The organism is Rhabdaerophilum sp. SD176 (assembly GCF_030143245.1).
Taxonomy (GTDB): domain Bacteria; phylum Pseudomonadota; class Alphaproteobacteria; order Rhizobiales; family Beijerinckiaceae; genus Rhabdaerophilum.
Map to the genome: position 1 here is coordinate 336,666 of NZ_JARJNS010000005.1, position 23,200 is coordinate 359,865.

At 66.9% G+C, this 23,200-nt stretch carries 17 protein-coding genes; 8 read left to right on the plus strand and 9 right to left on the minus strand.

The window, feature by feature from the left end; genetic code table 11:
- The first annotated feature begins 137 nt into the window (after positions 1 to 137).
- Genes P0652_RS13870 through P0652_RS13880 form a run of 3 tightly spaced genes read left to right on the plus strand, consistent with a single transcriptional unit; the run spans position 138 to position 2,823 of the window.
- Entirely contained in the window at positions 138 to 827 is a 690-nt protein-coding gene (locus P0652_RS13870; protein ID WP_284179418.1) for a glutathione S-transferase family protein, read from the plus strand.
- Complete coding sequence (gene queG / locus P0652_RS13875) at positions 824 to 1,951, plus strand: tRNA epoxyqueuosine(34) reductase QueG (protein ID WP_284179558.1); 1,128 nt, start codon at positions 824 to 826, stop codon at positions 1,949 to 1,951. The genes P0652_RS13870 and queG overlap by 4 nt, the downstream gene beginning before the upstream one ends.
- Entirely contained in the window at positions 1,951 to 2,823 is an 873-nt protein-coding gene (locus tag P0652_RS13880) for an SDR family oxidoreductase (protein ID WP_284179559.1), read from the plus strand. The genes queG and P0652_RS13880 overlap by 1 nt, the downstream gene beginning before the upstream one ends.
- Here P0652_RS13880 and olsB read toward each other — a convergent pair.
- The 4 genes from olsB to mbfA all read right to left on the minus strand — a co-directional run bounded on the left by olsB (position 2,811) and on the right by mbfA (position 8,294).
- Entirely contained in the window at positions 2,811 to 3,758 is a 948-nt protein-coding gene (olsB, locus tag P0652_RS13885) for a l-ornithine N(alpha)-acyltransferase (protein WP_284179419.1), read from the minus strand. The two genes, P0652_RS13880 and olsB, sit on opposite strands and share 13 nt — an antisense overlap.
- Positions 3,759 to 3,864: 106 nt before the next feature.
- Positions 3,865 to 5,598: an ATP-binding protein gene (locus P0652_RS13890; protein WP_284179420.1), complete on the minus strand. Its 1,734-nt coding sequence runs from the start codon at positions 5,596 to 5,598 to the stop codon at positions 3,865 to 3,867.
- A gap of 113 nt (positions 5,599 to 5,711) precedes the next feature.
- Complete coding sequence (locus P0652_RS13895; RefSeq protein ID WP_284179421.1) at positions 5,712 to 7,241, minus strand: YifB family Mg chelatase-like AAA ATPase; 1,530 nt, start codon at positions 7,239 to 7,241, stop codon at positions 5,712 to 5,714.
- Between the two features lie 66 nt (positions 7,242 to 7,307).
- The gene (mbfA, locus tag P0652_RS13900) at positions 7,308 to 8,294 is read right to left on the minus strand and encodes an iron exporter MbfA (protein WP_284179422.1); all 987 of its coding nucleotides are present in this window, start codon (positions 8,292 to 8,294) and stop codon (positions 7,308 to 7,310) included.
- A 182-nt stretch (positions 8,295 to 8,476) separates the two neighbouring features.
- Between mbfA and P0652_RS13905 the strand changes: the two genes are divergently transcribed.
- Positions 8,477 to 9,253 carry a hypothetical protein gene (locus tag P0652_RS13905; RefSeq protein WP_284179423.1) on the plus strand — a complete coding sequence of 259 codons (777 nt, stop codon included), beginning with the start codon at positions 8,477 to 8,479 and terminating at the stop codon, positions 9,251 to 9,253.
- Between the two features lie 14 nt (positions 9,254 to 9,267).
- On the opposite strand, the gene mutS is transcribed toward P0652_RS13905, so the two are convergent.
- Positions 9,268 to 11,991 (minus strand): DNA mismatch repair protein MutS, encoded by a 2,724-nt coding sequence (gene mutS, locus P0652_RS13910; protein WP_284179424.1) that lies wholly within the window; start codon positions 11,989 to 11,991, stop codon positions 9,268 to 9,270.
- 191 nt (positions 11,992 to 12,182) lie between these two features.
- Here mutS and P0652_RS13915 point away from each other — a divergent pair, with 191 nt between their 5' ends.
- The 3 genes from P0652_RS13915 to hrpB all read left to right on the plus strand — a co-directional run bounded on the left by P0652_RS13915 (position 12,183) and on the right by hrpB (position 18,374).
- Complete coding sequence (locus tag P0652_RS13915) at positions 12,183 to 14,468, plus strand: NADP-dependent malic enzyme (RefSeq protein WP_284179425.1); 2,286 nt, start codon at positions 12,183 to 12,185, stop codon at positions 14,466 to 14,468.
- 115 nt (positions 14,469 to 14,583) lie between these two features.
- Positions 14,584 to 15,888: a UDP-glucose dehydrogenase family protein gene (locus P0652_RS13920; RefSeq protein WP_284179426.1), complete on the plus strand. Its 1,305-nt coding sequence runs from the start codon at positions 14,584 to 14,586 to the stop codon at positions 15,886 to 15,888.
- A complete protein-coding gene (gene hrpB, locus P0652_RS13925) occupies positions 15,885 to 18,374 on the plus strand; it encodes an ATP-dependent helicase HrpB (RefSeq protein WP_284179427.1) in 2,490 nt (829 codons plus the stop codon). Before P0652_RS13920 ends, hrpB begins: the two co-directional genes overlap by 4 nt.
- A 4-nt stretch (positions 18,375 to 18,378) precedes the next feature.
- Here the strand turns inward: hrpB and P0652_RS13930 are convergent, their stop codons facing one another.
- The 4 genes from P0652_RS13930 to P0652_RS13945 all read right to left on the minus strand — a co-directional run bounded on the left by P0652_RS13930 (position 18,379) and on the right by P0652_RS13945 (position 22,005).
- Complete coding sequence (locus tag P0652_RS13930) at positions 18,379 to 19,230, minus strand: DUF1194 domain-containing protein (RefSeq protein ID WP_284179428.1); 852 nt, start codon at positions 19,228 to 19,230, stop codon at positions 18,379 to 18,381.
- Between the two features lie 75 nt (positions 19,231 to 19,305).
- Positions 19,306 to 20,139, minus strand: coding sequence for a C40 family peptidase (locus tag P0652_RS13935; RefSeq protein ID WP_284179429.1), 834 nt, complete (start codon positions 20,137 to 20,139; stop codon positions 19,306 to 19,308).
- 46 nt (positions 20,140 to 20,185) lie between these two features.
- Entirely contained in the window at positions 20,186 to 20,536 is a 351-nt protein-coding gene (locus tag P0652_RS13940; RefSeq protein WP_284179430.1) for a MarR family transcriptional regulator, read from the minus strand.
- A 95-nt stretch (positions 20,537 to 20,631) separates the two neighbouring features.
- On the minus strand, positions 20,632 to 22,005 hold the full coding sequence (locus P0652_RS13945) for a leucyl aminopeptidase family protein (RefSeq protein ID WP_284179431.1): 1,374 nt from the start codon (positions 22,003 to 22,005) through the stop codon (positions 20,632 to 20,634).
- 152 nt (positions 22,006 to 22,157) lie between these two features.
- On the opposite strand from P0652_RS13945, the gene P0652_RS13950 reads away from it, so the two are divergent.
- On the plus strand, positions 22,158 to 23,138 hold the full coding sequence (locus P0652_RS13950; protein WP_284179432.1) for a tetratricopeptide repeat protein: 981 nt from the start codon (positions 22,158 to 22,160) through the stop codon (positions 23,136 to 23,138).
- Positions 23,139 to 23,200: the final 62 nt, after the last annotated feature.

Consider the following 23,200-nt stretch of genomic DNA (forward strand, 5'->3'; position numbering starts at 1 on the left):
CATGTCGGGGGCCGTGGCACCGGATCCCGTCAACATGGTTGAGGCCCCGGTGGCTGTCCTCTATAGCGGGAACTTGATGAAAGCCACCTTACCGCCTTCGCTTCACGCGGCGGTTCCGGCACAACCCTCAAGAGTTTATGGCCACCCTTTACCATCACCCGCTCGATCCGCATTCCCGTTTCGTCCGCCTGATCATGGGCGAATTGCAGATGGAAGGCGAGCTCGTCGAGGAGAATGTCTTCGAGCGCCGACGCGAATTCCTGGCGCTCAACCCGGCCGGCACGATCCCTGTCCTTGTTGAGCTGGACGGGCAGGTCGTGCCCGGGGCCAATGTCATTGCCGAATATCTGGACGAGACCCGCGGCCTTGCCCTCGCGGACAGGCGCCTGCTGCCGGAGGATCCGTCCGGCCGCGTCGAGGTCCGTCGCCTGCTCAACTGGTTCCATGTCAAGTTCTACATGGAGGTCGGCGAGCCGCTGCTCAACGAGAAGCTGTTCAAGCGCCATGCGACCAACGGCGCCGCGACCGCGCCGGACCCCGGCATCCTCCGCGCGGCCCGGAGCAATTTGCGCTACCACCTTCACTATCTCGGCCATATCCTGCATCAGCATAACTGGATCGCGGGCGACCGGCTGACCTATGCCGATCTCGCGGCGGCCGCACAGCTTTCGGCCATCGATTATCTGGGGGAAGTGGATTGGTCAGCCGACGAGACCGCGAAGCTCTGGTACGCGAAGCTGAAATCGCGTCCGGCCTTCCGGACCCTGCTGGGCGACCGGATCCGCGGCCTGTTGCCGGCGGGCCATTACACCGATCTGGACTTCTGAGCGCCGCCAATCTCCGCCCGCTAGCGGAGAAGCATGGTTTCGATGCCCTCGGTGTTGCGGCGCCCGAGAATGATGCCGCGCGCGCAGCCGGCCTGTCCGATTGGCTGGCGAACGGTTTCGAAGGCGAGATGGGGTGGATGGCCCGCGAACCCGAGCGTCGGGCTTCGCCGAGGCAGCTCTGGCCCGACGTCCGTTCCGTGCTGGTGCTCGGCACGAATTACGGTGTCGAGGGCGATGTCCTGGCCGGCCTCGCCCATCCGGACAAGGCCTCCCTCGCGCTCTATGCGCTCAGGCGTGATTACCATGACGTGATCAAGGCGAGGCTCAAGGCCTTCGCGCGCGAACTGGTCGATCATCATGGCGGCGAGGTGAAGGTTTTCGTCGATACCGCCCCGGTCATGGAAAAGCCGCTGGCCATGCAGGCGGGCCTCGGCTGGCAGGGCAAGCACACGGTTCTGGTGAGCCGTGATTTCGGCAACTGGCTCTTTCTCGGTGCGGTGTACACCACACTGGATATCGCGCCGGAACCGTCGGGCGAGGATCATTGCGGCCGCTGCCGCCGCTGCCTCGATTCGTGCCCGACCGACGCCTTTCCCGGACCCTACCAGCTCGATTCGCGGCGTTGCATCGCCTATCTCACGATCGAACACAAAGGGGTCATCCCGCGCGAACTCCGCCCCGCCTTCGGCAACCGGGTTTTCGGCTGTGATGATTGCCTTGCCGTCTGCCCATGGAACAAGTTCGCCGCCGCCAGCCGCGACCAGAAGCTCGCCCTGCGGGGCGATCTGGCCGGCGCCGATCTGGCCGATCTCGTCCGGCTCGACGATGCCGCCTTCCGCGCGCTCTATGCCGGCACGCCGATCAAGCGAACGGGGCGCGACCGCTTCGTCCGCAACGTCCTGATCGCGATCGGCAATTCCGGCCTGTCGCGTTTCGTGCCGATGGTCGAGGCCCGGCTGGATGACGAGTCGACTCTGGTCCGCGGCATGGCCATCTGGGCGCTGGCTCGCCTCGCCCCGCCGGAGCAGGTGAGGCAAGCCGCGCAGCACCGCCTGCCGCGCGAGCCGGATCCGGAGGTTCGGGACGAATGGGAGGCCGCCCTCGCGGTCATGGAGCAGGCATGATGCAACTGGCGATCATCGGGTTTGGCTATTCCGCCGCTGCGATTGCACGCGAAATCCGGCCGCAGGCCGGAGGGATCATCGTCACGGTCCGGAGCGAGGCGAAGGCGGTCGCCTTGCGCGCAGCGGGCTGGGATGCACAGGTTTTTGACGGGAGCGTCATTCCGCCCCGGCTTGCGGCCGCGCTTTCCGATACGACCCATCTGCTCGTTTCCGCCCCGCCGGACGAGGGCGGCGATCCGCTGCTGCGGGCCGGTCTTTCCCGTCTTGCCATGCCGGCGCTCGCCCGGATCGCCTATCTCTCCACGGTCGGGGTCTATGGCGATTATCAGGGCGGCTGGGTGAATGAGGACACGCCCCCGAGACCGGTTTCGCCGCGTTCCCTGCAGCGCCTTGACGCCGAGCAGGCCTGGCAGGATTTTGCGGCCTGCCAGAACGCGGAACTAGGGATTTTCCGCCTCTCCGGGATCTATGGCCCCGGGCGCTCGGCGATCGAGAACCTTCGTGCCGGTACGGCGCGGCGGCTGGTCAAGCCGGGCCAGGTTTTCAACCGCATCCATGTCGGCGATATTGCCGGCGCTGTCACGGTAGGCCTGCTCGGCAGCGGGCCGCTCGGCATCCTCAACCTGACAGATGACGAACCTTGCCCGCCGCAGGATGTCGTGGCTCACGCGGCCGGCCTGCTCGGAATCGAGCCGCCGCCGGAGCAGCCCTTCGAGACAGCCGAACTCTCGCCGATGGCGCGAAGTTTCTATGGCGAGAACAAGCGTGTCTCGAATGCGCGCATCAAGGCGCGGCTGGGCTATGCCTTCCGATTCCCGACCTATCGCGAAGGGCTGCGCGCCTGCCTCGAGGCTGCCGGTCAGGCTGTGTGACGGCTCGCATCCGCGCCGTAATAGGCGATGTAGCGCGGATCGATCGCACTGACCTTGACGACCACGAACACATCGGTGGTGCCGAACTGGCGGTCGATCACCGCGCCTTCGCCGAACAGCGCGCCGAGGCGGAGATAGCCCTTGATCAGCGGCGGCAGCGTCTTCATCGCGGCCTTGAGATCGATGGCATCCTTCTCCATCCGGTCCATCGGCGTGTGGCGCCATGGCAGGGCGCGCGCCGAGAGGCCTTCGGGCGCCCGGGCATGGTGATGCAGGAAGGCCAGCGGCAGCGCCAGCGCATCCGGATCGGTGCCTTCAAGGCTGGCGCAGCCGAACATGAGCTCGATTTTGTGGTGGAGAACATAGCGCCAGATGCCATGCCAGAGCAGCTCAACCGTCCGCTTGGTGCGCCACGGCTTCAGAACGCAGGAACGGCCGAGCTCGAGCATTCGCGCCCCGCGATTCGCCGCAAGGAGCGGGCCGAGATCATATTCGCCGGCGGTATAGAAATCGGTGCCCTGTGCAGCGGCCACTTCGGAGCGCAGCAGACGGTAGGTCCCGATCACCTTCGGTTTGGGTTTGCCGAAACGGCTCGTCTTGCCCTCGTGGTCAATGACAAGCAGGTGGTCGCAGATCCGGTCGAACGGGTCGACATCGCGTCGGGAAATGAGGTTGCGCGCATTCGGCGTCGCGCTCATCTCCTCGAAGAAGACATTGTAGCGCAACCGCTGGGCGCGGCGAATATCCTTCGTTGTCCGTGCGAGCCGGACTTCGAGCGAGCCAATCCGGCCGAGCGAATCGGGCAGTCCGCCGCCATCCCGGACGATCCGGTTGGTGGGGTTCAGCCTGCCGACGAGCGCGCGAGGATCGAGGAAGGGGGATCGGAGCCGCTTGGCGGGGCTCGGTTGGGCACCAGGCACATTCGGCCGGAGCATGGGCATTCTCCCTTGGCATATCCGGTTAAACCCAGATTGCCGGATGCTTCTGCCCCTTGCTTATGACAATTCAATGACAAATTCAAAGCCATGGAAAGGCTGCGCCTCAGGCGACCTGTCTGGCCTGCGGCATCAGCCGCGCGAGGATCGAGACGAACCGGTCGCGATCGAGCGGCTTGGGCAGGAAGTCATCGAAGCCCGCATTGAGGCAGGCCTCGCGATCCTCGGCGAAGGCATTGGCCGTCAAAGCCAGCGCCGGCAACGGCCGGAGTGCATGGCTCGCCTCGAGGCGCCGCCAGGCCCGGATGACGGCGAGACCGTCGAGATCGGGCATTCGGACATCGCAGAGCATGGCATCGAAAGGCTGGCCGCCCGGCAGGATCGAGGCTTCAAGCCAGGTCAACGCCTCGCGCCCGGTCGAGGCACGGACCGGCCGCCCCCCCAGCCGTTCGATCAGCCTTCCGGCCAGCAAGGCATTGATGTCATTATCCTCGACGATCAAAATCCGCCGCCTGGCCAAAGGTTCGCCGAGGCTGGCTGCTTGCGCTTCCGCCACAATCGCCGCTTCCGGCCCGTCCCAGTCACCCAGCTGGGCGGCGAGCGATCGGTTGCGGACCGGCTTGACGAGGTAGCGGTCGAACCCCGCCGCCGATGGCGGGCCGAAGCTGCGCCGTTCATACGGGGAGAGCAGCACGATATGGCGTTTGCAGCCCGCCGCAAGGCTGGCACGGACGACCTGCCGCGCAGCTTCGACGCCGAAGGCCGCATCGACCATCAGCAGATCGACCGGCATCGCATCGAGGGCGGCGAGCGCATCTTCCGGCTGCCGGACTATCCGGCATCGGCCGCCGGCCTGCCGGATCTGCCCGGCCAGGAATGCGCCTTCGAAAGGCCCTGCGGCGAGGATGAGAACCTCGAGCCCCTCCGCCTGAAGCGCTGCAGCGCGCTCACGTGGCGTGCCGGCCTGGCGGAGCGGCATAAGCAGGACGAATTCCGCGCCGTGGCCCAGCGTTGACCGTGCGTGGATGTCGCCCCCCATCAGGCGCGCAAGCCGGCGGGAAATGGCAAGGCCAAGCCCGGTGCCGCCATGCTTGCTGGCCTGCATCTCGACCTGCTCGAACTCCTCGAAGATCGTATCGAGCCGGTTTTCCGGAATGCCCGGCCCGGTATCTGACACGGTGAAGCGCAGCATGTCATCGAACCGGTCGACGCGGACGCCGACACCACCTGTTTCAGTGAATTTCACCGCATTGCCGGCGAGATTGGTCAGGATCTGGCGCAACCGTGCGCCATCGGTGAGGATCGCTTCGGGCAGGTCCGGATCGAGCATGGCCGCGATCTCGAGATTTTTCCCCTGTGCACGCGGGGCCAGCAACTCGACCACACCCTCGACCACGCTGGCGAGATTGACCGGCTGATCCTGGACCTCGAGCTTCCCGGCCTCGATGCGGGAGAAATCGAGGATCTCCTCGATCAGCGAGAGCAAAGCTTCGCCGGAAGTCTTGATCGCTCGGGCATAGCTCGCCTGTTCCGGCGTCAGCGGCGTATCCATCATCAGGTCGGCCATGCCGAGCACACCATTGAGCGGGGTGCGGATCTCGTGGCTGACCGTGGCAAGAAAGCGGGACTTGGCCTCGTTGCTCGCCTCGACCCGTGCACTGGTCCGGCCGAGACGGTCGAGCTCGCTGTCAAGCCGGGCGCGGTCGGCCTCAGCCCGTCCGTGCTGCTCGCGCAGCCGGTGCAGGTCACGCAGCAGGGCCATGGCCACCAGCGCGAAAGCCAGCGCTGCAGCCGTGGCCATATAGGTGATGGGGTGCAACCCCAGCAGCGAGATATCCACCGTGACGCCCGTCTTGTTGTTTCCGGCATCATCGCGGCGCGAGGTTTACAAAGGCATTTCCCGCACCCGCCGATTCGCGGATGTCGTTAAGGGATGCTTGAAGCCGGCTGCTCTCAGAGCCCCGCCAGCGAGCGGCTTCGGAGCGAGAGCGCCTCGGCAAAATGCGGGCGGGACACCGCCTCGGTGCCGTCGAGATCGGCCAGGGTGCGGGCGACCTTGACCACACGATGGAAGCTGCGCGCGGTGAGGCGGAGATGTTCCGCGGCCTTGCGCAGCAGGGCTTCGCTTTCCCCGTCGAGGGGCGCCACCGTCTCCAGCACGCCGGCCGGAGCCTGAGCATTCAGCCGGATGCCCTCGAGGCCGAGGGCGCCATAGCGCCGGGCCTGCCGCGCCCGGGCTTCGACAACCCGTTCGAGCACTTGGGCCGACCCTTCTTTCGGCGGCGGCACGAAGAGATCGCCCAGCGCGACAGCAGGCACATCGATCACAAGGTCGAAGCGGTCGATCAGCGGGCCGGACAGCCGGCCGGCATAGGCGGCTACGCATTTTTCGTTCGGCGCCCGCCGGCAGGTGAAGCCGGGATCGAAAGCCTGCCCGCACCGGCAGGGATTCATGGCCGCAACCAGCTGGAACCGGGCGGGATAGGTGGCGCGGTGATTGGCGCGCGAAACCGAGACCAGCCCCGTTTCGATCGGCTGGCGCAGCGCATCGAGCGCCTGCGAGGAGAATTCTGGCAACTCGTCGAGGAACAGCACGCCGCCATGCGCGAGCGAGATCTCGCCCGGCCGGGCATGGATGCCGCCACCCGTCAGCGCCGCCATGCTGGCGGAATGATGCGGCGACCGGAAGGGCCGGCGGTCGGTCAGGGCGCCATCGGTCAGCAGGCCGGCTACCGAATGGATCATCGAGACGTCGAGCAATTCGGCCGGGCTCAGCGGCGGCAGGATCGAAGGCAGCCGCGCTGCCAGCATCGACTTGCCGGCGCCCGGCGGCCCGTTGAGGAGGAGGTGATGCCCGCCGGCCGCTGCGATTTCGAGCGCCCGTTTCGCGCTTTCCTGCCCGCGGATATCGCGCAGGTCCGGCAGGGGGCTCGTGTCGACTCGGATCGCCGGTTCCGGCCGGCGCAGAACCTGGCTGCCACGGAAATGGTTGGCCAGCTGGATCAGCGATTGGGGTGCCAGCACGTCGATCTCGCTGCCGGCCCAGGCCGCCTCGGGCCCGCACCGGGCCGGGCAGATCAGCCCGTGCCCGCGCTGGTTCGCGCCGATCGCCGCCGGCAGCACGCCGGCCACCGGCGAGATCGAGCCATCCAGCGCCAGCTCGCCGAGCACGGTATAGCCGTCCAGCGCATCGCCCGGGATGGCGCCTATGGCTGCCATGATGCCGAGCGCGATTGGCAGGTCATAATGGCTGCCCTCCTTGGGCAGATCGGCGGGGGCGAGGTTGATGATGATGCGTTTCGCCGGCAGGGCCAGCCCGGAGGCGGTGAGGGCGGCGCGGATGCGCTCGCGGCTTTCGGCCACGGCCTTGTCCGGCAGGCCGACAAGGTTGAGCTTCACGGTACCGGACGCCACCTGCACCTGCACATCGACGGGGCGGGCCTCGATTCCCTCGAAGGCCACGGTCGCCACGCGGGAAACCATCCTGTTCTCCCTGCCTGAAAACGGCAGGGATAGACCGGATTATCGTCCGTGAAAAGGCTATTATTCCTATGAACCACCGATCACGATGCCGGCGAGCAGCACCAGCACGCCGCCCACCACCACCTGGAACACCGAGCGGAGGAACGGCGTATCCATGTATTTCGTGCGGATCCACGAAATGGCGACCAGCTCGATCGCCACGATGATCCCCGCAAGCGTGGTCGCGATCCAGAAGCCGTTCGGCCAGCTCGAGGGAACGAGATAGGGCAGGGTATGGCCGAGCCCGCCGAGGCAGGTCATCAGCCCGCAGACGATGCCGCGCACCACGGGCGGGCCGCGGCCCGAAATGATCCCGTCATCCGACATGGCCTCGGTAATGCCCATCGAGATGCCAGCCCCGACCGATGCCGCGAGCCCGACCAGGAACGTCTCCCAGTTGCTCTGCGTGGCGAAGGCGGCCGCAAAGAGCGGTGCCAGCGTCGAGACGGAGCCGTCGATCAGCCCGGCAAGGCCCGGCTGAACATAGGTCAGCACGAATTGCCGATGGCGCGTCGCGGCTTCGTCGGCGAGATGCTCGGGCGTCAGATGCTCGCCCTCGAGCGCATCGGCCTTTTTCCGATGCCCGCGCTCGACCTCCGCGAGGTGGAGGAATAATTCCCGGACGCGTGTATCGAGCGCCTGGCTTGCCGCCTTGTCGTAGAAATTGGCGGCCTGGATCTCCATCAGCGCCGCTTCCTCGCGCATCGCCTCGGGGCTGAGATTGCGCGTCAGCCAGACCGGGCGGCGGCTCATGAAGCCGCGCACATCCTCGCGCCGGATCGGCGGCAGGTTCTCCCCGAAGCGCGAGCGGAACAGCTCGAACAGCCGGGCGCGATGCTCGCGTTCTTCCTCGGCCATCGCCCGGAACATCTCGGCCGAGGCCGGGAAGCCTTCAGCCGCGACATCGGCGAATTCCTGGTAGATCCGGCTGTCTTCCTCCTCGTTCGCGATGGCGAGGGCGAGAACCTCCCGCTCGGTGAGGTCGGACAGCGGTTTCTTGCCGAAGGCGAGCATGGGAACATCCTTGTTTGGAATGATTCTAAAATAATGCTTCGTGCAGGGTATGCAAGCGCCGAGGACGCAAGCACGTGCTATCAGGCCCGGGAAGAGAGCGCGATCTTTTCGCAGGAGGGGCTTCCGCCTCGCCTTCCTGTCCGGAGGGATCCGTCCTAGGAAGGGTCAACCAGGCAGTTCCGATGATTCTCCCTTCCTTCCTTCTGTTGGCTGCCAAGATGGGCACAGCAGCCCTGATCGTCGTGTCGACGTCAGTGCTCGCGGAGCGTTCGCGGCCTTTCCTCGCGGCCATGCTGGCCACCCTGCCCATCTCGGCGGGCCCGGCTCTGGCCTTCCTCGCCGCCGAGCATCCGCCGGCCTTCATGGAGAAGGCGCTGCTGAGCGCGCTGGTGACCAATATTGCCACCGGCATCTACTGTGTCATCTACGCTCATGCCGCGCAGCGTTTTTCCACCCTGCCCAGCCTTCTGCTCAGCCTCGCGGGATGGGCGCTGGTCGCGCTGGTTCTCCAGCGCGTGCCCTGGGCCTTCGCCACCGCACTTGCTGCCAGCCTTGTCGTCTACCCGGTCTTGATCCGCCTCGTCCGGCCCTTTCTCTCGAATGAGCGGATCGCCGCGCCGCCGCGGCCCTGGTTCGCCATTCCGCTCCGGGCTCTGGCCGTGGGCAGTCTTGTCGCCGCAGTCACCGGCCTGTCCTGGACCCTCGGCCCCTCGCTTTCCGGTCTGCTCACCGTCTTCCCGATTGTCCTGTCGAGCCTCGTCGCCATCCTGCAGCCGCGCATCGGCGGCGCGCAGACTGTGGCGGTCATCGCCAGCGGCCTGCCGGGCCTGATGGGCTTCGCCCTCGCACTGGCCCTTGCAGGGTGGCTTGTCGCGCCGCTCGGCTCCTTCCCCGCACTGGTAATCGGGCTCGCCGCCTGCCTTGCCTGGAACGGAGCGCTGGTCCTGCGCGCCCGGTAGCCGCAAGCCTTCCGTCAGTCCGGTTTGCGGCTGGCCTCGATCAGCCGGTAAATCCAGTCCAGCGCCTCGCGCGGGCTCAGCTCGTCCGGGCGGATTTCCGCCAGCAGTGTGCGGACGGCATCCTCCTCCGGCTCGGCCTCCGCTGAGGGGCGCTGGAATAGCGGCAGGTCATCGATCAGCTTCGCCATCGGGCTCGCCCGGTCGGCGCGTTCCAGCTCCGCCAGCAGGGCGGCGGCGCGGCGCACCACCGGCGCCGGCAGCCCGGCCAGCTTGGCCACCTGGATGCCATAGGAGCGGTCGGCCGCGCCGGGGATCACCTCATGCAGGAACACCACGTCGCCGCGATAGGCGGCCACCTTCATCGTGACGGGGTGCAGGCGCGGCAACTTGCTGCCAAGGCCGGTCAATTCGTGGAAATGCGTCGCGAACAGGGCCCGGCAGCGATTCTGGTCGTGCAGGTGCTCGATCGCCGCCCAGGCGATGGAGAGCCCGTCATAGGTCGCCGTGCCCCGTCCGATCTCGTCGAGGATGACGAGCGCGCGCGGCCCGGCCTGGTTGAGGATGGCAGCGGTCTCGACCATCTCGACCATGAAGGTCGAGCGCCCGCGCGCCAGGTCATCCGCCGCACCCACCCGGCTGAAGAGCCGGTCGACAATCCCGATCCGGGCCTCGTCCGCCGGCACGAAGCTGCCGGCCTGCGCCAGCACGGCGATCAACGCATTCTGGCGGAGATAGGTCGACTTGCCGGCCATGTTCGCACCGGTCACCAGCAGGATCCGCCCGGAAGAGCTGCCCGGATCCGGGCTGAGTCGGCAATGATTGGCGATGAAAGTGCCGCCTTCCTGCCGGACGGCCTGCTCGACCACGGGATGGCGCCCGCCGACGATCTCGAAGGCGCAATCCTCGCTCATCTGCGGGCGGGTCCAGCCCTCGCCGCTGGCAAGTTCGGCGAGGCCCGCCAGCACGTCGAGCCGGGCCAGCGCCTCCGCCGCTGCGAGGATCCGCACGGCCACGCCGCCCAGTTCCTCGGCGAAATTCGCGAAATGATCGAGTTCGCGCTGCAGCGCCTTGCCGGAGGCTTCGCCGATCCGGTGCTCCAGCGTCGAGAGTTCGGCCGTGGCAAAACGCATCGCGCCCGCCATGGTCTGGCGATGGACGAAGACCGCGTTGAACGGCGCCTGAAGCATCCGTTCGCCCGCGGCCTGCGGCACCTCGACGAAATAGCCCAGCATCGAGTTATGCTTGATCTTGAGCTGCCGACAGCCGGTCTCCTCGATGTAGCGGCCCTGCAAGCCGGCAACCACCTCGCGCGAATTGTCCCTGAGGGCATGGAATTCGTCGAGCACGGCATCGTAGCCAGGGCGAATGAAACCGCCATCGCGCTTCTGCAGCGGCAGCTCGTCCTTCAGCGCGAAAGCGAGATGGTCGCCCACCTCGACCGGCGTCGCCAGCAGCTGGTTCCGGCACTGGCCGATCAGGCCAGCCCCGTCGAGATCGGTCAGGAGCAGGGTGCCGATCTCCCCGGCAAGGCGTATGCCCTGTGCCATGGCGGCGAGATCACGCGGGCCGGCCCGGTCCAGTGCGAGGCGCGTCAGGGCGCGCGGCATATCCGGCAGGCCACGCAGCCTGTCCCGCAGGCTGTCCCGCAAGGCCGAGCGCTCCACAAGGTCGCCCACGGCAGCATGGCGCTGGCGGATCGTCTCGAGTTCGGTCAGCGGCGCGGCCAGCCATTGCGCCAGCAGCCGCCCGCCGCCGGCCGAGACGGTTCGGTCGATCGTGGCCAGCAGGCTGCCCTCTCGCCGGCCGCCCAGGGTGCGCATCAACTCGAGATTGGCGCGGGTGGCGGCATCGATCAGCATCGATTGCCCGGCAAGGCTGCGGCGTGGCGGCTGTAGCGGAACCGTCTGGCCGCGCTGCGTCCGGTCGAGATAGGCAAGGATCGCCGCAAAGGCTGACAGTTCCGCCGGCGAGAAATCCCCGAACGCATCAAGCGTCGCCACGCCGAAATGGCTCTCGATCCGCTTTTCAGCCGAGGCCGGGTCGAACCCTTCCCGCGCAAGCCGCGTCACGGCCGCCCGGATCGACTGGAACAGCGGCGCGCAGGCCTCGTCATCGCGGATCGCATCGGGAACCAGCAATTCGGAGGGGTCAAGCCGCGCAAGTTCGCCCGCAAGGTCGGCCAGCGGAACCGGGGCGATGTGGCATTCGCCGGTGGAGATGTCGACCGCTGCGATTGCATAATCATGCCCGCCCGTCGACCGCTTCTGCCGTGATAGTGCCGCAAGAATGTTGGCCCGCCGGGCGTCCAGAAGGCCATCCTCGGTAATGGTGCCCGGCGTGACGATCCGTACAACATCGCGATGCACCACTGCCTTGGAGCCACGCTTCCGCGCCTCGGCCGGATCTTCCATCTGTTCGCAGACCGCGACGCGGTGCCCGGCGGCGATCAGGCGCTGGAGATATTCGTCCGACCGCACCACCGGCACGCCGCACATGGGAATATCCATGCCGCCATGCTTGCCACGCTTGGTCAGCACGATGCCGAGCGTGCGCGAGGCCTGTTCGGCATCCTGGAAGAACAGCTCGTAGAAATCGCCCATCCGGTAGAAGAGCAGGCAATCCGGGTGCTGCGCCTTGATCTCGAGATATTGCGCCATGGAGGGCGTCGCCCGCGCCAGCTCATCGGGCGTCGGGCCCCGGAATGGCTCCTGGGGAGGGTCGAAGGCGGGATCACGCATGACGGGTCACGGCACTCACGGCGAGGGGCCATGTGACCTAGCACGGGGTCCGGCAGATTTCGACGGTTGACGCTCGCTTTTGGTCAGAATGCGGGTTGAGCATTGGGGACAACACACCTAGGGTCGTCTGCGCCTTGCTCGATGGAGCAATTTTCGTCTCACCGCGCCGCAAAATTTGCAAGATTGTTCCGATGCCGACCCAAAAAGACAAGAAAAGCCGTTCGCGTCCCACCTTTACCGACCAGGAAGCGTTGGACTTCCATTCCCGCGGCAAGCCGGGAAAACTGGAGGTTGTCCCCACCAAGCCGATGGCAACCCAGCGTGATCTTTCGCTGGCCTATTCCCCGGGCGTGGCGGTTCCGGTCAAGGCGATCGCGGAGAACCCGGCCACGGCCTTCGATTATACCGCGCGCGGCAACATGGTCGCCGTGATCTCGAACGGCACGGCGATTCTCGGCCTCGGCAATCTTGGTGCGCTGGCCTCCAAGCCGGTTATGGAAGGCAAGGCCGTCCTCTTCAAGCGCTTCGCCGATATCGATTCGATCGATCTCGAGGTCGATACCGAGGATCCGGACGCCTTCATCAATGCCGTGCGCTATCTCGGCCCGTCCTTCGGGGGCATCAATCTCGAGGATATCAAGGCGCCCGAATGCTTCATCATCGAGCAACGGCTCAAGGAACTGATGGACATTCCCGTCTTTCACGATGACCAGCATGGCACCGCGATCATCGCCGCGGCCGGCCTGCTCAATGCGCTGGAACTGACGGAGCGGGACATCCATTCCACGCGGCTCGTGGTCAATGGAGCGGGCGCGGCCGGCATTGCCTGCGTCGAGTTGCTGAAGGCCATGGGGTTCAGGCCGGACAATGTCATGCTCTGCGATACCAAGGGCGTGATCTACCAGGGCCGCAAGGAAGGCATGAACCAGTGGAAATCCGCCCATGCCGTCAAGACGGACCGGCGGAGCCTGGCCGATGCGTTGGCCGGCGCGGATGCCTTTTTCGGCCTGTCGCAGAAGGGCGCATTGACGCGAGACATGGTGGCCTCGATGGCCCCGAACCCGATCATCTTCGCCATGGCCAATCCCGATCCGGAAATCACGCCGGAGGAAGTGGCCGAGATCCGCGATGACGCGATCATGGCGACAGGCCGTTCGGATTATCCGAACCAGGTCAACAACGTGCTGGGCTTCCCCTATCTCTTCCGGGGCGCGCTCGATGTTCAGGCCACCACGATCAACATGGAAATGAAGATCGCCGCCGCCCGCGCCCTCGCGGTTCTCGCGCGCGAGGACGTGCCGGACGAGGTGGCCGCTGCCTATGCCGGCTCCCGGCCTCGTTTCGGGCGCGAATACATCATTCCCGTCCCATTCGATCCCCGGCTGATGGCCCGCGTCTCCGGTGCCGTCGCTCAGGCCGCAATGGAAACCGGCGTGGCGCGCAAGCCGCTCAAGAGCCTCGAAGCCTACGAGCTCTCCCTGTCCGCCCGGCGAGACCCCGTTGCCGGCGTCCTCTCGCGTGTGTTCGAACAGGTTCGGCGACGCCAGAAGCGCGTGGTCTTTGCCGAAGGTGAAGAGGAGCCGGTCATCCGCGCGGCGGTCAGCTTCGTCACGCAGGGGCTGGGTACGGCCGTCCTCGTTGGGCGCGAGGAGCGCGTGAAGGCGGCGGCGGAAAGCGCCGGCATCGAGTTGAAGCCCGGCATCGAGATCCACAATGCCCGCGTTTCGACGCGCAATTCGAGCTACGCGCAGTTCCTCTACGAACGCCTGCAGCGCGAAGGCTATCTCTTCCGGGATTGCCAGCGCCTGATCAACAATGACCGCAACCATTTTGCGGCTTCGATGGTCGCGCTCGGCGATGCCGACGCGATGATCACCGGCGTGACCCGGAACTATTCCGCCGCCCTCGCGGATATCCGCAAGGTGATCGACGTCAAGCCTGGCCATACCGCCATCGGGATGAGCCTGGTCCTTGCGCGCGGCCGCACGGTTGTCGTGGCGGATACGGCTGTCCATGAGATGCCGACGGCAGAGGAACTGGCTGGCATCGCCATCGAGGCGGCCGGCGCCGCCCGGCGCCTCGGCTACCAGCCGCGCGTTGCCCTGCTCGCCTTCTCGACCTTCGGCAATCCCGGCGCCGAGCGGTCGGAACGGGTGCGCGAGGCGGTGAAGCTCCTCGACAAACAGCGGGTCGATTTCGAATATGACGGCGAGATGGGGGCCGATGTCGCGCTCAATCCCGAGATCATGTCGGCCTATCCGTTCTGCCGCCTGTCGGGTCCGGCCAATGTGCTGGTCATGCCGGCTTTCCACTCGGCGGCCATCGCCACGAAGATGCTGCAGGAACTCGGCGGATCGACCGTGATCGGCCCACTTCTGGTCGGGTTCGACCGGGCGGTGCAGATCGTACCGATCAACGCCAAGGATTCCGATCTCGTCAATATGGCGACGCTGGCGGCATTCGGCGTCGGGGGCTAGCCCCCCGGCCACGCAGGACATGTGGGTTTTTGCGGGGCCGGCCAAAAACCGGTTTCCAACCGGGCGTGCCATGCTCTAGGGAAAGGCACTCTTTCGGCGCACGGGGACCTCTCCCATGAAGATTGCCATGATCGGCTCGGGCTATGTCGGGCTTGTCTCGGGCGCATGCCTCGCGGATTTCGGCCATGTCGTGACCTGCATCGACAAGGATGCCGGCAAGATCGCGGCCTTGAAGGACGGCATCATGCCGATCTTCGAGCCCGGGCTGGAGCAGCTCGTGGCGAAGAATGTCCGTGACGGGCATCTCTTCTTCGCGACTGACCTGACCCGAGCGGTCCAGGAGGCCGAGGCGGTGTTCATCGCGGTGGGCACGCCCTCGCGGCGCGGGGATGGCCATGCCGACCTGACCTATGTCTTCGATGCCGCCCGCGAGATCGCGGATGCGCTGGCCGGCTTCACCGTGATCGTCACCAAGTCGACCGTGCCGGTCGGGACGGGCGACGAGGTCGAGCGCATCATCCGCGAGCGCCGGCCCGATGCCGATATCACGGTGGTCTCGAACCCGGAATTCCTGCGCGAAGGCGCGGCGATCGGCGATTTCAAGCGTCCTGACCGCATCGTGATCGGGCTGGAGGACGAGCGCGCCAAGGCGGTGATGAACGAGGTCTACCGCCCGCTCTATCTCAACCAGTCGCCGATCCTCTTCACCGGCAGGCGCACCTCCGAGCTGATCAAATACGCCGCCAATGCCTTCCTCGCCACCAAGATCACCTTCATCAACGAGATGGCGGATCTCTGCGAGAAGGTCGGGGCGAATGTGCAGGAAGTCGCGCGCGGCATCGGGCTCGATAACCGCATCGGCTCGAAATTCCTGCATGCCGGCCCGGGCTATGGCGGCTCCTGCTTCCCGAAGGACACGCTGGCGCTGATCCGCACCGCGCAGGAGGCTGGCGCGCCGACCCGGATCGTCGAGACGGTGGCCCGCGTCAATGACGAGCGCAAGCGCGCCATGGCCGACAAGGTCATCGCGGCGGCGGGCGGCGATGTGAAGGGCAAGCGCGTGGCGATGCTGGGCCTCGCCTTCAAGCCCAACACCGACGACATGCGCGACGCGCCGTCGATCGAGATCGTCGGCAAGCTGCAGGCGGCCGGTGCTGCGATCCGCGCCTATGATCCCGAGAGCATGGAACAGGCCCGTCAGGTCCTGGCCGGCATCGACTATGCCGAGAATGCCTATGACTGCGCCGAGGGGGCCGACATCCTCGTGATCGTGACCGAGTGGGACCAGTTCCGCGCGCTCGATCTCGGCCGCATCCGCGCTGCGATGAAGGCACCGCTGATCGTCGACCTGCGCAACATCTACCGGCCGGACGAGATGCGGGCCAAGGGCTTCGACTATGTCTCGGTGGGCCGCGGGTGAGCCAGCCCGGATCGGCCCTGCCGGTTGACCACGCACTTCCCATTGACGAGGTGCTGCCGGAGATCCGGGCTGCCCTTTCCGGGGCATCCTGCGCGATCCTCGTTGCCCCGCCGGGCGCCGGCAAGACGACGCGCGTCCCGCTCGCCCTGATGGACGAGGCCTGGACCGCCGGCGGCACCATCCTCGTCCTCGAACCTCGTCGGATCGCCGCCCGTGGTGCTGCCACCCGCATGGCTCAGCAACTGGGCGAGCCGCTGGGCAAGCGGGTCGGCCTGCGCACAAGGCTGGAAAGCCGGTCCTCCCGCGAGACGCGCATTCTCGTGGTGACCGAGGGCGTTTTCACGCGGATGATCCTCGACGATCCCTCTCTGGAGGGTATTGCCGCTGTCCTTTTCGACGAGTTCCACGAGCGCTCGCTCGATTCCGACCTTGGCCTCGCTTTCGCACTCGATGCCCAGGCCGCCTTGCGCCCGGATCTGCGCCTGCTCGTCATGTCCGCCACGCTGGATGACCAGCGCATCCGGCTTTTCCTTGACGGCGCGCCGGTCATCAGCTCCGACGGCCGGGCCTATCCGGTCGAGACAATCTATCGCGGCCGCGAGGCGGACCGGCGCATCGAAGACCAGGTAGCCGCAGCGATCCGGGTGGCGCTCGCCACCGAGCGGGGCTCGATACTCGCCTTCCTTCCGGGGCAGGGCGAGATCGAGGGCGTTCGCCAGCGCCTCGCCGAGGCGGCCCTGCCGGCAGATGTCGATCTCTGCCCGTTGCATGGCACGCTGGAGCCGGCGCAGCAGGATGCCGCCATCAAGCCGGCCGCTGCCGGGCGTCGCAAGGTGGTGCTCGCCACCTCGATTGCCGAAACCTCGATCACCATCGAGGGCGTGCGCGTGGTGGTCGATAGCGGGCTCCGCCGGGCCCCGCGCTACGAGCCCGATCTTGGCATCGCGCGCCTGGAGACGATCCGCATCAGCCGCGCCGCCGCCGATCAGCGCCGGGGCCGCGCGGGGCGAACCGAGCCGGGCATCGCCATCCGGCTCTGGGATGCCGCGCAGGACCAAGGCCTGCTGCCCTTTGACCGGCCGGAGATTCTCGACGCCGATCTCTCCGGTCTGCGGCTGGCCGTGGCCGATTGGGGCGCTGAACCGGATTCCCTGCGCTGGCTCGATCCACCGCCCAAAGGCGCGCGGACCGAGGCCGAGCGGCAATTGCAGGCCCTTGGCGCGTTGGATGGTTCGGGCGCGATTACGCCGCAGGGGCGCTTGCTGCGGCAGCTGCCTCTCTCGCCCCGGCTGGCCAGCCTGGTGATCGAGGGTGCCGCCCGTGGCGCAGGGCAGGAAGCGGCGCGGATGGCCGCCCTGCTCGGCGAGCGTGGCGTCGGGGGTGCCGGCATTGACCTCGCCGAGCGGCTGCGCCGCCTGCCAGCGGATCGATCTCCCCGCGCCCGCGCCGTGATGGAGATGGCCGAGCGCTGGCTTCGCCACCTGCCCGAAAATGCAGCGCCAATCGGGGGCGAATTGCCCCTCACGCCGGGCATGCTGCTCGCTCTGGCCTTCCCGGACCGTATCGCCAAGGCCCGTGGCAACGGCCTGTTCGGCCTCGCCAATGGCCGGCAGGCGAGCGTCGATCCGGCCGATCCGATGGCCCGCGCCGACTATCTCGTGGTGGCCGATCTCACTGGGCGTGCGGCACAGGCGCGGATCACGGCGGCAGCCGCGATCACGCGGGCGAAGATCGGAACCCTTTTTGGCGCAAGGATCGAGACGGTCGATCAGGTCACGCTGGATGAGGCGAGCGGGGCGCTGCGCCGCCGGGCGGTAACACGCCTGTTCGGCCTCGCGCTCGAATCGCGTGTGCTCCCTGTCGAGCCGGGCCCCGAAGCGGCAGCGGCTCTGGCGGCAGCGGCCGCCCGGCGGGGCATCGACCGGCTGGGCTGGAGCAAGGCGCAGGACCAGCTGCGCGACCGGGTCGGCTTTCTTCGGCAGGCCGAACCGGATCTCTGGCCTGATCTCTCCGATGCCGGTCTCGGAGCCACGATTGCGGAATGGCTTGAACCCTTCCTCGGCCGTGCCCGCAGCCTTGGCGATATTGATGCCGCCCTTCTGGGCGAGGCGCTCGACGCCCTGCTGCCCTATGGCCGCCGGCAGGCTCTGGATGCTTCGGCGCCCACGCATTTCGTGGCGCCGACCGGGCAGGCCCATCCGATCCGGTATGATGGCGACCTCGCCCCGAGTCTCTCCATCCGGGTGCAGGAGCTGTTCGGCCTTGCCGCGCATCCCTCCATCGCCAATGGCAAGCTGCCTCTGACCTTGGAATTGCTCTCGCCGGCCCATCGGCCGATCCAGATCACGCGTGACCTGCCGGGCTTCTGGAAAGGCTCATGGGCCGATGTCCGCACCGAGATGCGCGGGCGCTATCCGCGCCATGTCTGGCCAGAGGATCCGGCCAGCGCTGCGCCGACCACCCGCGCCAAACCGCGCGGGACCTGAAGGCTCAGTTCCGCTCCCAGTACTGGCGCCATTGCCGCTCGCCCACGGTGCAATCCGCCCGGCCCGGCCGGGCCGGGCCGGCATCGGACAGGGTGCTCTGCGCCACTTCGCGCAGGATCTTGGTCCGGATCGCATCGCGGAACTGGTCCTTGTCCTCGATGGTCACGAGGAAGGAGCCCGGGCCGCCGATCACACAATCCGCGTAGTATACGTCGAGGCCCTCGATGTCGAAATTCGAGTTGCTGGCCCGCTTGATCTGGATCGGCAGCCCGTTGATGACCACGCCATTCGCCACCGCCCGGTCCCGTGAGCGGGATACGAGGCCACCTTCGTTATTCGGTCCATCGCCCGAAATATCGATGACCCGGCGCAGCGGGCGCAAAGGGGCTTCCTGCAGCCGGTCCATCGAGAAATCGATCGCCCCGGTGATCGAGGTCCGCCGCGCCCGACGAACCGGCGCTGCGGCGATCTCCGCCGCAACGACCCGTGCGCTGACTTCGGAATCGATGATCTTCCAGTCGACAATGACGTTGCGGGTCGCGAGACCTGCCCATTCGATATAGGTCACGCCGATTCGCCCGATCATCCCCTTCCGGATCGCCTCGAGGACGACGGGCGAGGTCAGCGCGGCGATATAGCCTTCACGCTGCAAAGCCAGCTCCTCGAGATCCATCGAGTAGGAAATATCAACCGCGAGGACGAGGGCGACATCCACCTCGGTGCCGGTGACCGGCCATTCGATCCGGTCCTGGCTCTGGGCGCTGGAGAGGCTGGTCCAGCCGAGCAACAGAAGCACCGGAAGGAGTTTCCCCGGCCAGCCGAGTGCCGGGATCCACGACGCGAAACCAGCCCGCATGCGCACCTCCATCCTGTAGGAACACAGTGTGGGCACGAATCCGGCCGGGGTAAAGAGCGCGTTGGTGTTGTCCGATCACGGTTTGGAGAGTCGGCGAACCGTCCGGAGCAGATGGCCCTGCCCGGCGATGCGCGCGAGGGCTGTGTCGAGCGGCTCGCTGACGACTTTCATGAACGCGCCGGTCGCATGCAACAGCCGCCCTTCGCCCTGCGCAAAGGCGACGTGGCCGGGCCAGAACAGCAGGTCGCCGCGTTCGTAAAGACCCGGCTCATCCGGGATGTTGATCGCCTGGCCAAGGCTTTGTTCCTGCATGTCGCTGTCGCGCAGGGCCGGAATGCCACAGGCCTGGCAGGCCGTCTGCACAAGGGCGGAGCAGTCCAGCCCGAGGCTTGACTTGCCGCCCCAGAGATAGGGGATGCCGATCAGGCGCTCGGCAACGCTGACGGGATCCGTTTCGAGGGCATCGAGCGGACCGAGATGGTCCGCGAAGATATAGCCGGTCTCGATCCGGGCGAAGCGTCCATCCAAATCCAGCACGGTACATTCCGCGCCGAGGGGCAGATGCCCCGAAGGCGTGGCCTTGATGCTCGGCCCGGGATAGACGAAGGCCCGGAGATCCCGGACGCGATGCGTCGGTTCTGGCCCGGCCGGGGCAATCGCCGCAAGGGGCAGGTAGCCGACATATCCGTCACGCCGCGCCTGGCCCCAGCCCCATTCGCCGGTCTGCCCGTAAAGGTCGAATGCCTCGCCATGCAGCAATTCGGTGTCATAAGGCCCGGATGGGTCAGGCATCCGGCGCAGCGGCACCGTGAAGGCCCGGATCCGGCAGGGCTCGGATGCCACAAAGCGCCCGGCCTCCACCTGCCCTTCGAGGTGCAGGGCAGCGACGCCATCGCGGAGCGGTGTCATGCGCGGATCGAATGGAACGGGGGGGCTTGGCAGGGTCATCACGGCATCACGGGGCAAGCGCGACGGCGGCTTCGACCACCCGATCGCTGAATTCGTCGAGGAACAGCGAACCGCGGACCGTGCGCTGGATGATCACATTCCGGCGGTCGGCCGGGTCGCGCCGGCGGGAGACAAGATCGAGTTCGCCCATCGCATCCAGCGCCCGCGTGATCACTGGCTTGGTCACACCCAGCTTGGCGGCCAGTCCGCGCACGGTATGGGGCGGCGGCTCGAGATAGATTGTCAGCAGGATGACCATCTGGCGCTGGGTCAGGTCGACGGCATTGCGCCGGACCATGCTGAGCCCGACCTCCTGCCAGAGGCGAAGCGCCTGGATCGGCCGCAACCTGACGCTCATCCCGGCCGTTCCCCTGCGCAAGACGGATCTGCTCCGCCATTCCCGATCGTTTCACATCCGTATCATCTTTCCTGGGCAAAGTTGAGTCCTGCTCCTCAGCGGCGCCCGAACCGGGACAGGACCAGGTCTGCAGTCAGCCGTGCGGCCTGCGGTTCACCGCCTTCGGGGCGTCCGGGCTTCGCACTGGGGACCCAGCCATAGATGTCGAAATGGGCGTAGGATTTCGTCTCGGTGACGAAGCGCTTGAGGAACAGCGCGGCCGTCACGGAGCCGGCGAAGCCGCCGACCCCGGCATTGTTGATATCGGCCGATTTCGACTCGATCATCGAGGAATAAGGCTTCCAGAGCGGCAGCCGCCAGACAGGGTCACTCGAGCGTGTGCCGGCTGCGGCGATCTGCCCGGCGAGGGCTTCGTCATCGGTATAGAAGGGTGGCAGGTCTGGCCCCAGCGCGACCCGGGCCGCGCCGGTCAGCGTCGCATAGTCGATCAGCAGGTCTGGCTTGTCCTCGTCGGCCAGCGCCAGGGCATCGGCGAGGATCAAGCGCCCCTCGGCATCGGTATTGCCGATTTCGACCGTCAGTCCCTTGCGCGACCGCAGGATGTCGCCCGGGCGGAAAGCATTGCCGGCCACTGCGTTCTCGACCATGGGCAGCAGCACGCGCAGCCGGATCTTCGCCTTCAATGCCATCAGGATCGAGGCCGCCGCGAGTGCCGTGGCCGCGCCGCCCATATCCTTCTTCATCAGAAGCATGGAATTGTCGGGCTTGAGGTTGAGCCCCCCGGTATCGAAGATCACACCCTTGCCCACCAGCGTCACGGCCGGATCCGCAGGATCGCCCCAGCGGATATCGACGAGGCGTGGCGGGTTGGCGGCGGCACGCCCGACGGCGTGAATCAGCGGGAAGCCCTTTTTCAGGAGCGCATCGCCGGTAATCTCGCGCAGCTTGGCCCCGTGCCGTGCCGCCAGGGCTTTCGCGGCTTCTGCCAACTCGCCGGTGCCGAGATCGTTGGCCGGCCGGTTGATCAGGTCCCGGCCGAGGATCACCCCGTCCGCGAGAGCATCCAGCATCCCCGCCTCGACTCCTTTCGGCAGCTCGAGGCTTGCCGCAGGGCGTTCGATTTCCTTGAAGCGGTCGAACCGGTAGCCACCGAGCCGGAAGGCGAGCGCCACGAGATCGGGGCGGGCGAGCACGCCTTCGAGGCGATACCGGCCGCCTGGCAGCTCGGCCGGCAACTTGCCGGCCAGGAAGGGGTTCTCGGAAAGGCCGGAATCCTTGCCGGTTCCGAAAAGCACCGCCTCGATCCGCCCTTCGGCATCGGGCACGGGAAGCACCTTTCCGCTCCTGCCCTCGAAGCCGTGGGTCTCGGCGAAGCGCCGCGCGGGCGCGGATAGCCCGGCGGCGATCTCTTTCCACGCCTCCTCGGCAACAAGCAGGATCGGGGTGGCTTTCGAGGCTTTGGCAGGCATGGCGGACCCTTGAATCAGACGAGACGGGGCGAAGTTAACATCTGATTAGGGTTAACGAGTTATTCCTTTTTCACAACAAGGGCCGCCGATTGCCGGATCCGGAGAACGGCCCGTGTCCGAAACCGGCCGCAGATGCGAGGTCAGGATTGCCGATGATGAAGCTCCCGTTGCCCTTCCCTGCGGTGCCGGATCCGCGTGCGGGCACCCGCCTCGCGCCTTTCGTGCTGGCCGCCCTGCTGCTTGGCGGATGTTCCGCGCGCCTTGATTCCTTCACCGGCTCCCTGAACGATACCGGTTCGCCAGCGGGGGCGAACGCTGCACTTTCTCCCTCGGCGCTGGCCAGCCTGGCCCGCCGCTATGATTCCCGGCCCGGCGACAAGAAGACATCGCTTGAATATGCCGGCGCCCTGCGCGCCAACGGCCAGCATCAGCAGGCGGTTGCGGTGTTGCAGCGGGCATCCGTCACCAATGTCGGCGACCAGGAGGTTGCGGCGGCCTATGGGAAGGCTTTGGCCGATATCGGGCGGCTGGACGAGGCCAGCGGGGTTCTCGCGCAGGCGCATACCGAGGACCGCCCGAACTGGCGCGTGCTCTCCACCATGGGGTCAATCGCCGACCAGCAGGGCCAGCATCAGCGGGCCCGTGACTTCTACCAGCGCGCGCTGAAGATCGCACCGGACGAACCGTCCATCCTCAACAATCTCGGCCTGTCCTATGTGCTCACGCGCGAGCTGGACCAGGCGGAAGAGGTTCTCCGCCGCGCTGTCAACCGGCCCAATCCGGATCCGCGCATCCAGGCGAATCTGGCGCTGGCGCAGCAATTGCGCACCGGCACGCCGGCTGCTGCACGGCCCGCCGCGCCGGCGCCTGCCCGCCCGAAAGCGGGTCAGCCGCAAGCCGCCGCTCCGGCAGCCGCCATGCCGGTCGCTCTCACCAATCCGGCTCCGCAAGCCAATGCAGCGCCGGCCCGGCCGGCTCCGCCGGTCGCGCAGAATGTTCCGGCCATCAATCCTGCGCTGACGGCACCGCCCGCCCAGGGAGCGATCCGCCCGAAGGCAGGCGGCCTGTTCGGCCTGAGTGGCAAGATCCGCGGGCAGGATCCGGCTGCCGCCGAGAACGAACCGCGCAGCTAGGTTTTCAAACCGGGGCCGCGGAACCGGTTCACTGGTGCACCCGAAACAAAAAGGCCCGGATC

Bases quoted from the DNA above. Each gene is read 5' to 3' on its own strand.
- P0652_RS13945 (WP_284179431.1), bottom strand. From the start codon at position 22,005: ATGCCTGCCAAAGCCTCGAAAGCCACCCCGATCCTGCTTGTTGCCGAG.
- P0652_RS13915 (WP_284179425.1), top strand. From the start codon at position 12,183: ATGCCGACCCAAAAAGACAAGAAAAGCCGTTCGCGTCCCACCTTTACC.
- P0652_RS13950 (WP_284179432.1), top strand. From the start codon at position 22,158: ATGATGAAGCTCCCGTTGCCCTTCCCTGCGGTGCCGGATCCGCGTGCG.
- mutS (WP_284179424.1), bottom strand. From the start codon at position 11,991: ATGCGTGATCCCGCCTTCGACCCTCCCCAGGAGCCATTCCGGGGCCCG.
- P0652_RS13905 (WP_284179423.1), top strand. From the start codon at position 8,477: ATGATTCTCCCTTCCTTCCTTCTGTTGGCTGCCAAGATGGGCACAGCA.
- P0652_RS13940 (WP_284179430.1), bottom strand. From the start codon at position 20,536: ATGAGCGTCAGGTTGCGGCCGATCCAGGCGCTTCGCCTCTGGCAGGAG.
- P0652_RS13895 (WP_284179421.1), bottom strand. From the start codon at position 7,241: ATGGTTTCCCGCGTGGCGACCGTGGCCTTCGAGGGAATCGAGGCCCGC.
- P0652_RS13920 (WP_284179426.1), top strand. From the start codon at position 14,584: ATGAAGATTGCCATGATCGGCTCGGGCTATGTCGGGCTTGTCTCGGGC.
- P0652_RS13930 (WP_284179428.1), bottom strand. From the start codon at position 19,230: ATGCGGGCTGGTTTCGCGTCGTGGATCCCGGCACTCGGCTGGCCGGGG.
- mbfA (WP_284179422.1), bottom strand. From the start codon at position 8,294: ATGCTCGCCTTCGGCAAGAAACCGCTGTCCGACCTCACCGAGCGGGAG.
- P0652_RS13880 (WP_284179559.1), top strand. From the start codon at position 1,951: ATGCAACTGGCGATCATCGGGTTTGGCTATTCCGCCGCTGCGATTGCA.
- olsB (WP_284179419.1), bottom strand. From the start codon at position 3,758: ATGCTCCGGCCGAATGTGCCTGGTGCCCAACCGAGCCCCGCCAAGCGG.
- P0652_RS13870 (WP_284179418.1), top strand. From the start codon at position 138: ATGGCCACCCTTTACCATCACCCGCTCGATCCGCATTCCCGTTTCGTC.
- P0652_RS13935 (WP_284179429.1), bottom strand. From the start codon at position 20,139: ATGACACCGCTCCGCGATGGCGTCGCTGCCCTGCACCTCGAAGGGCAG.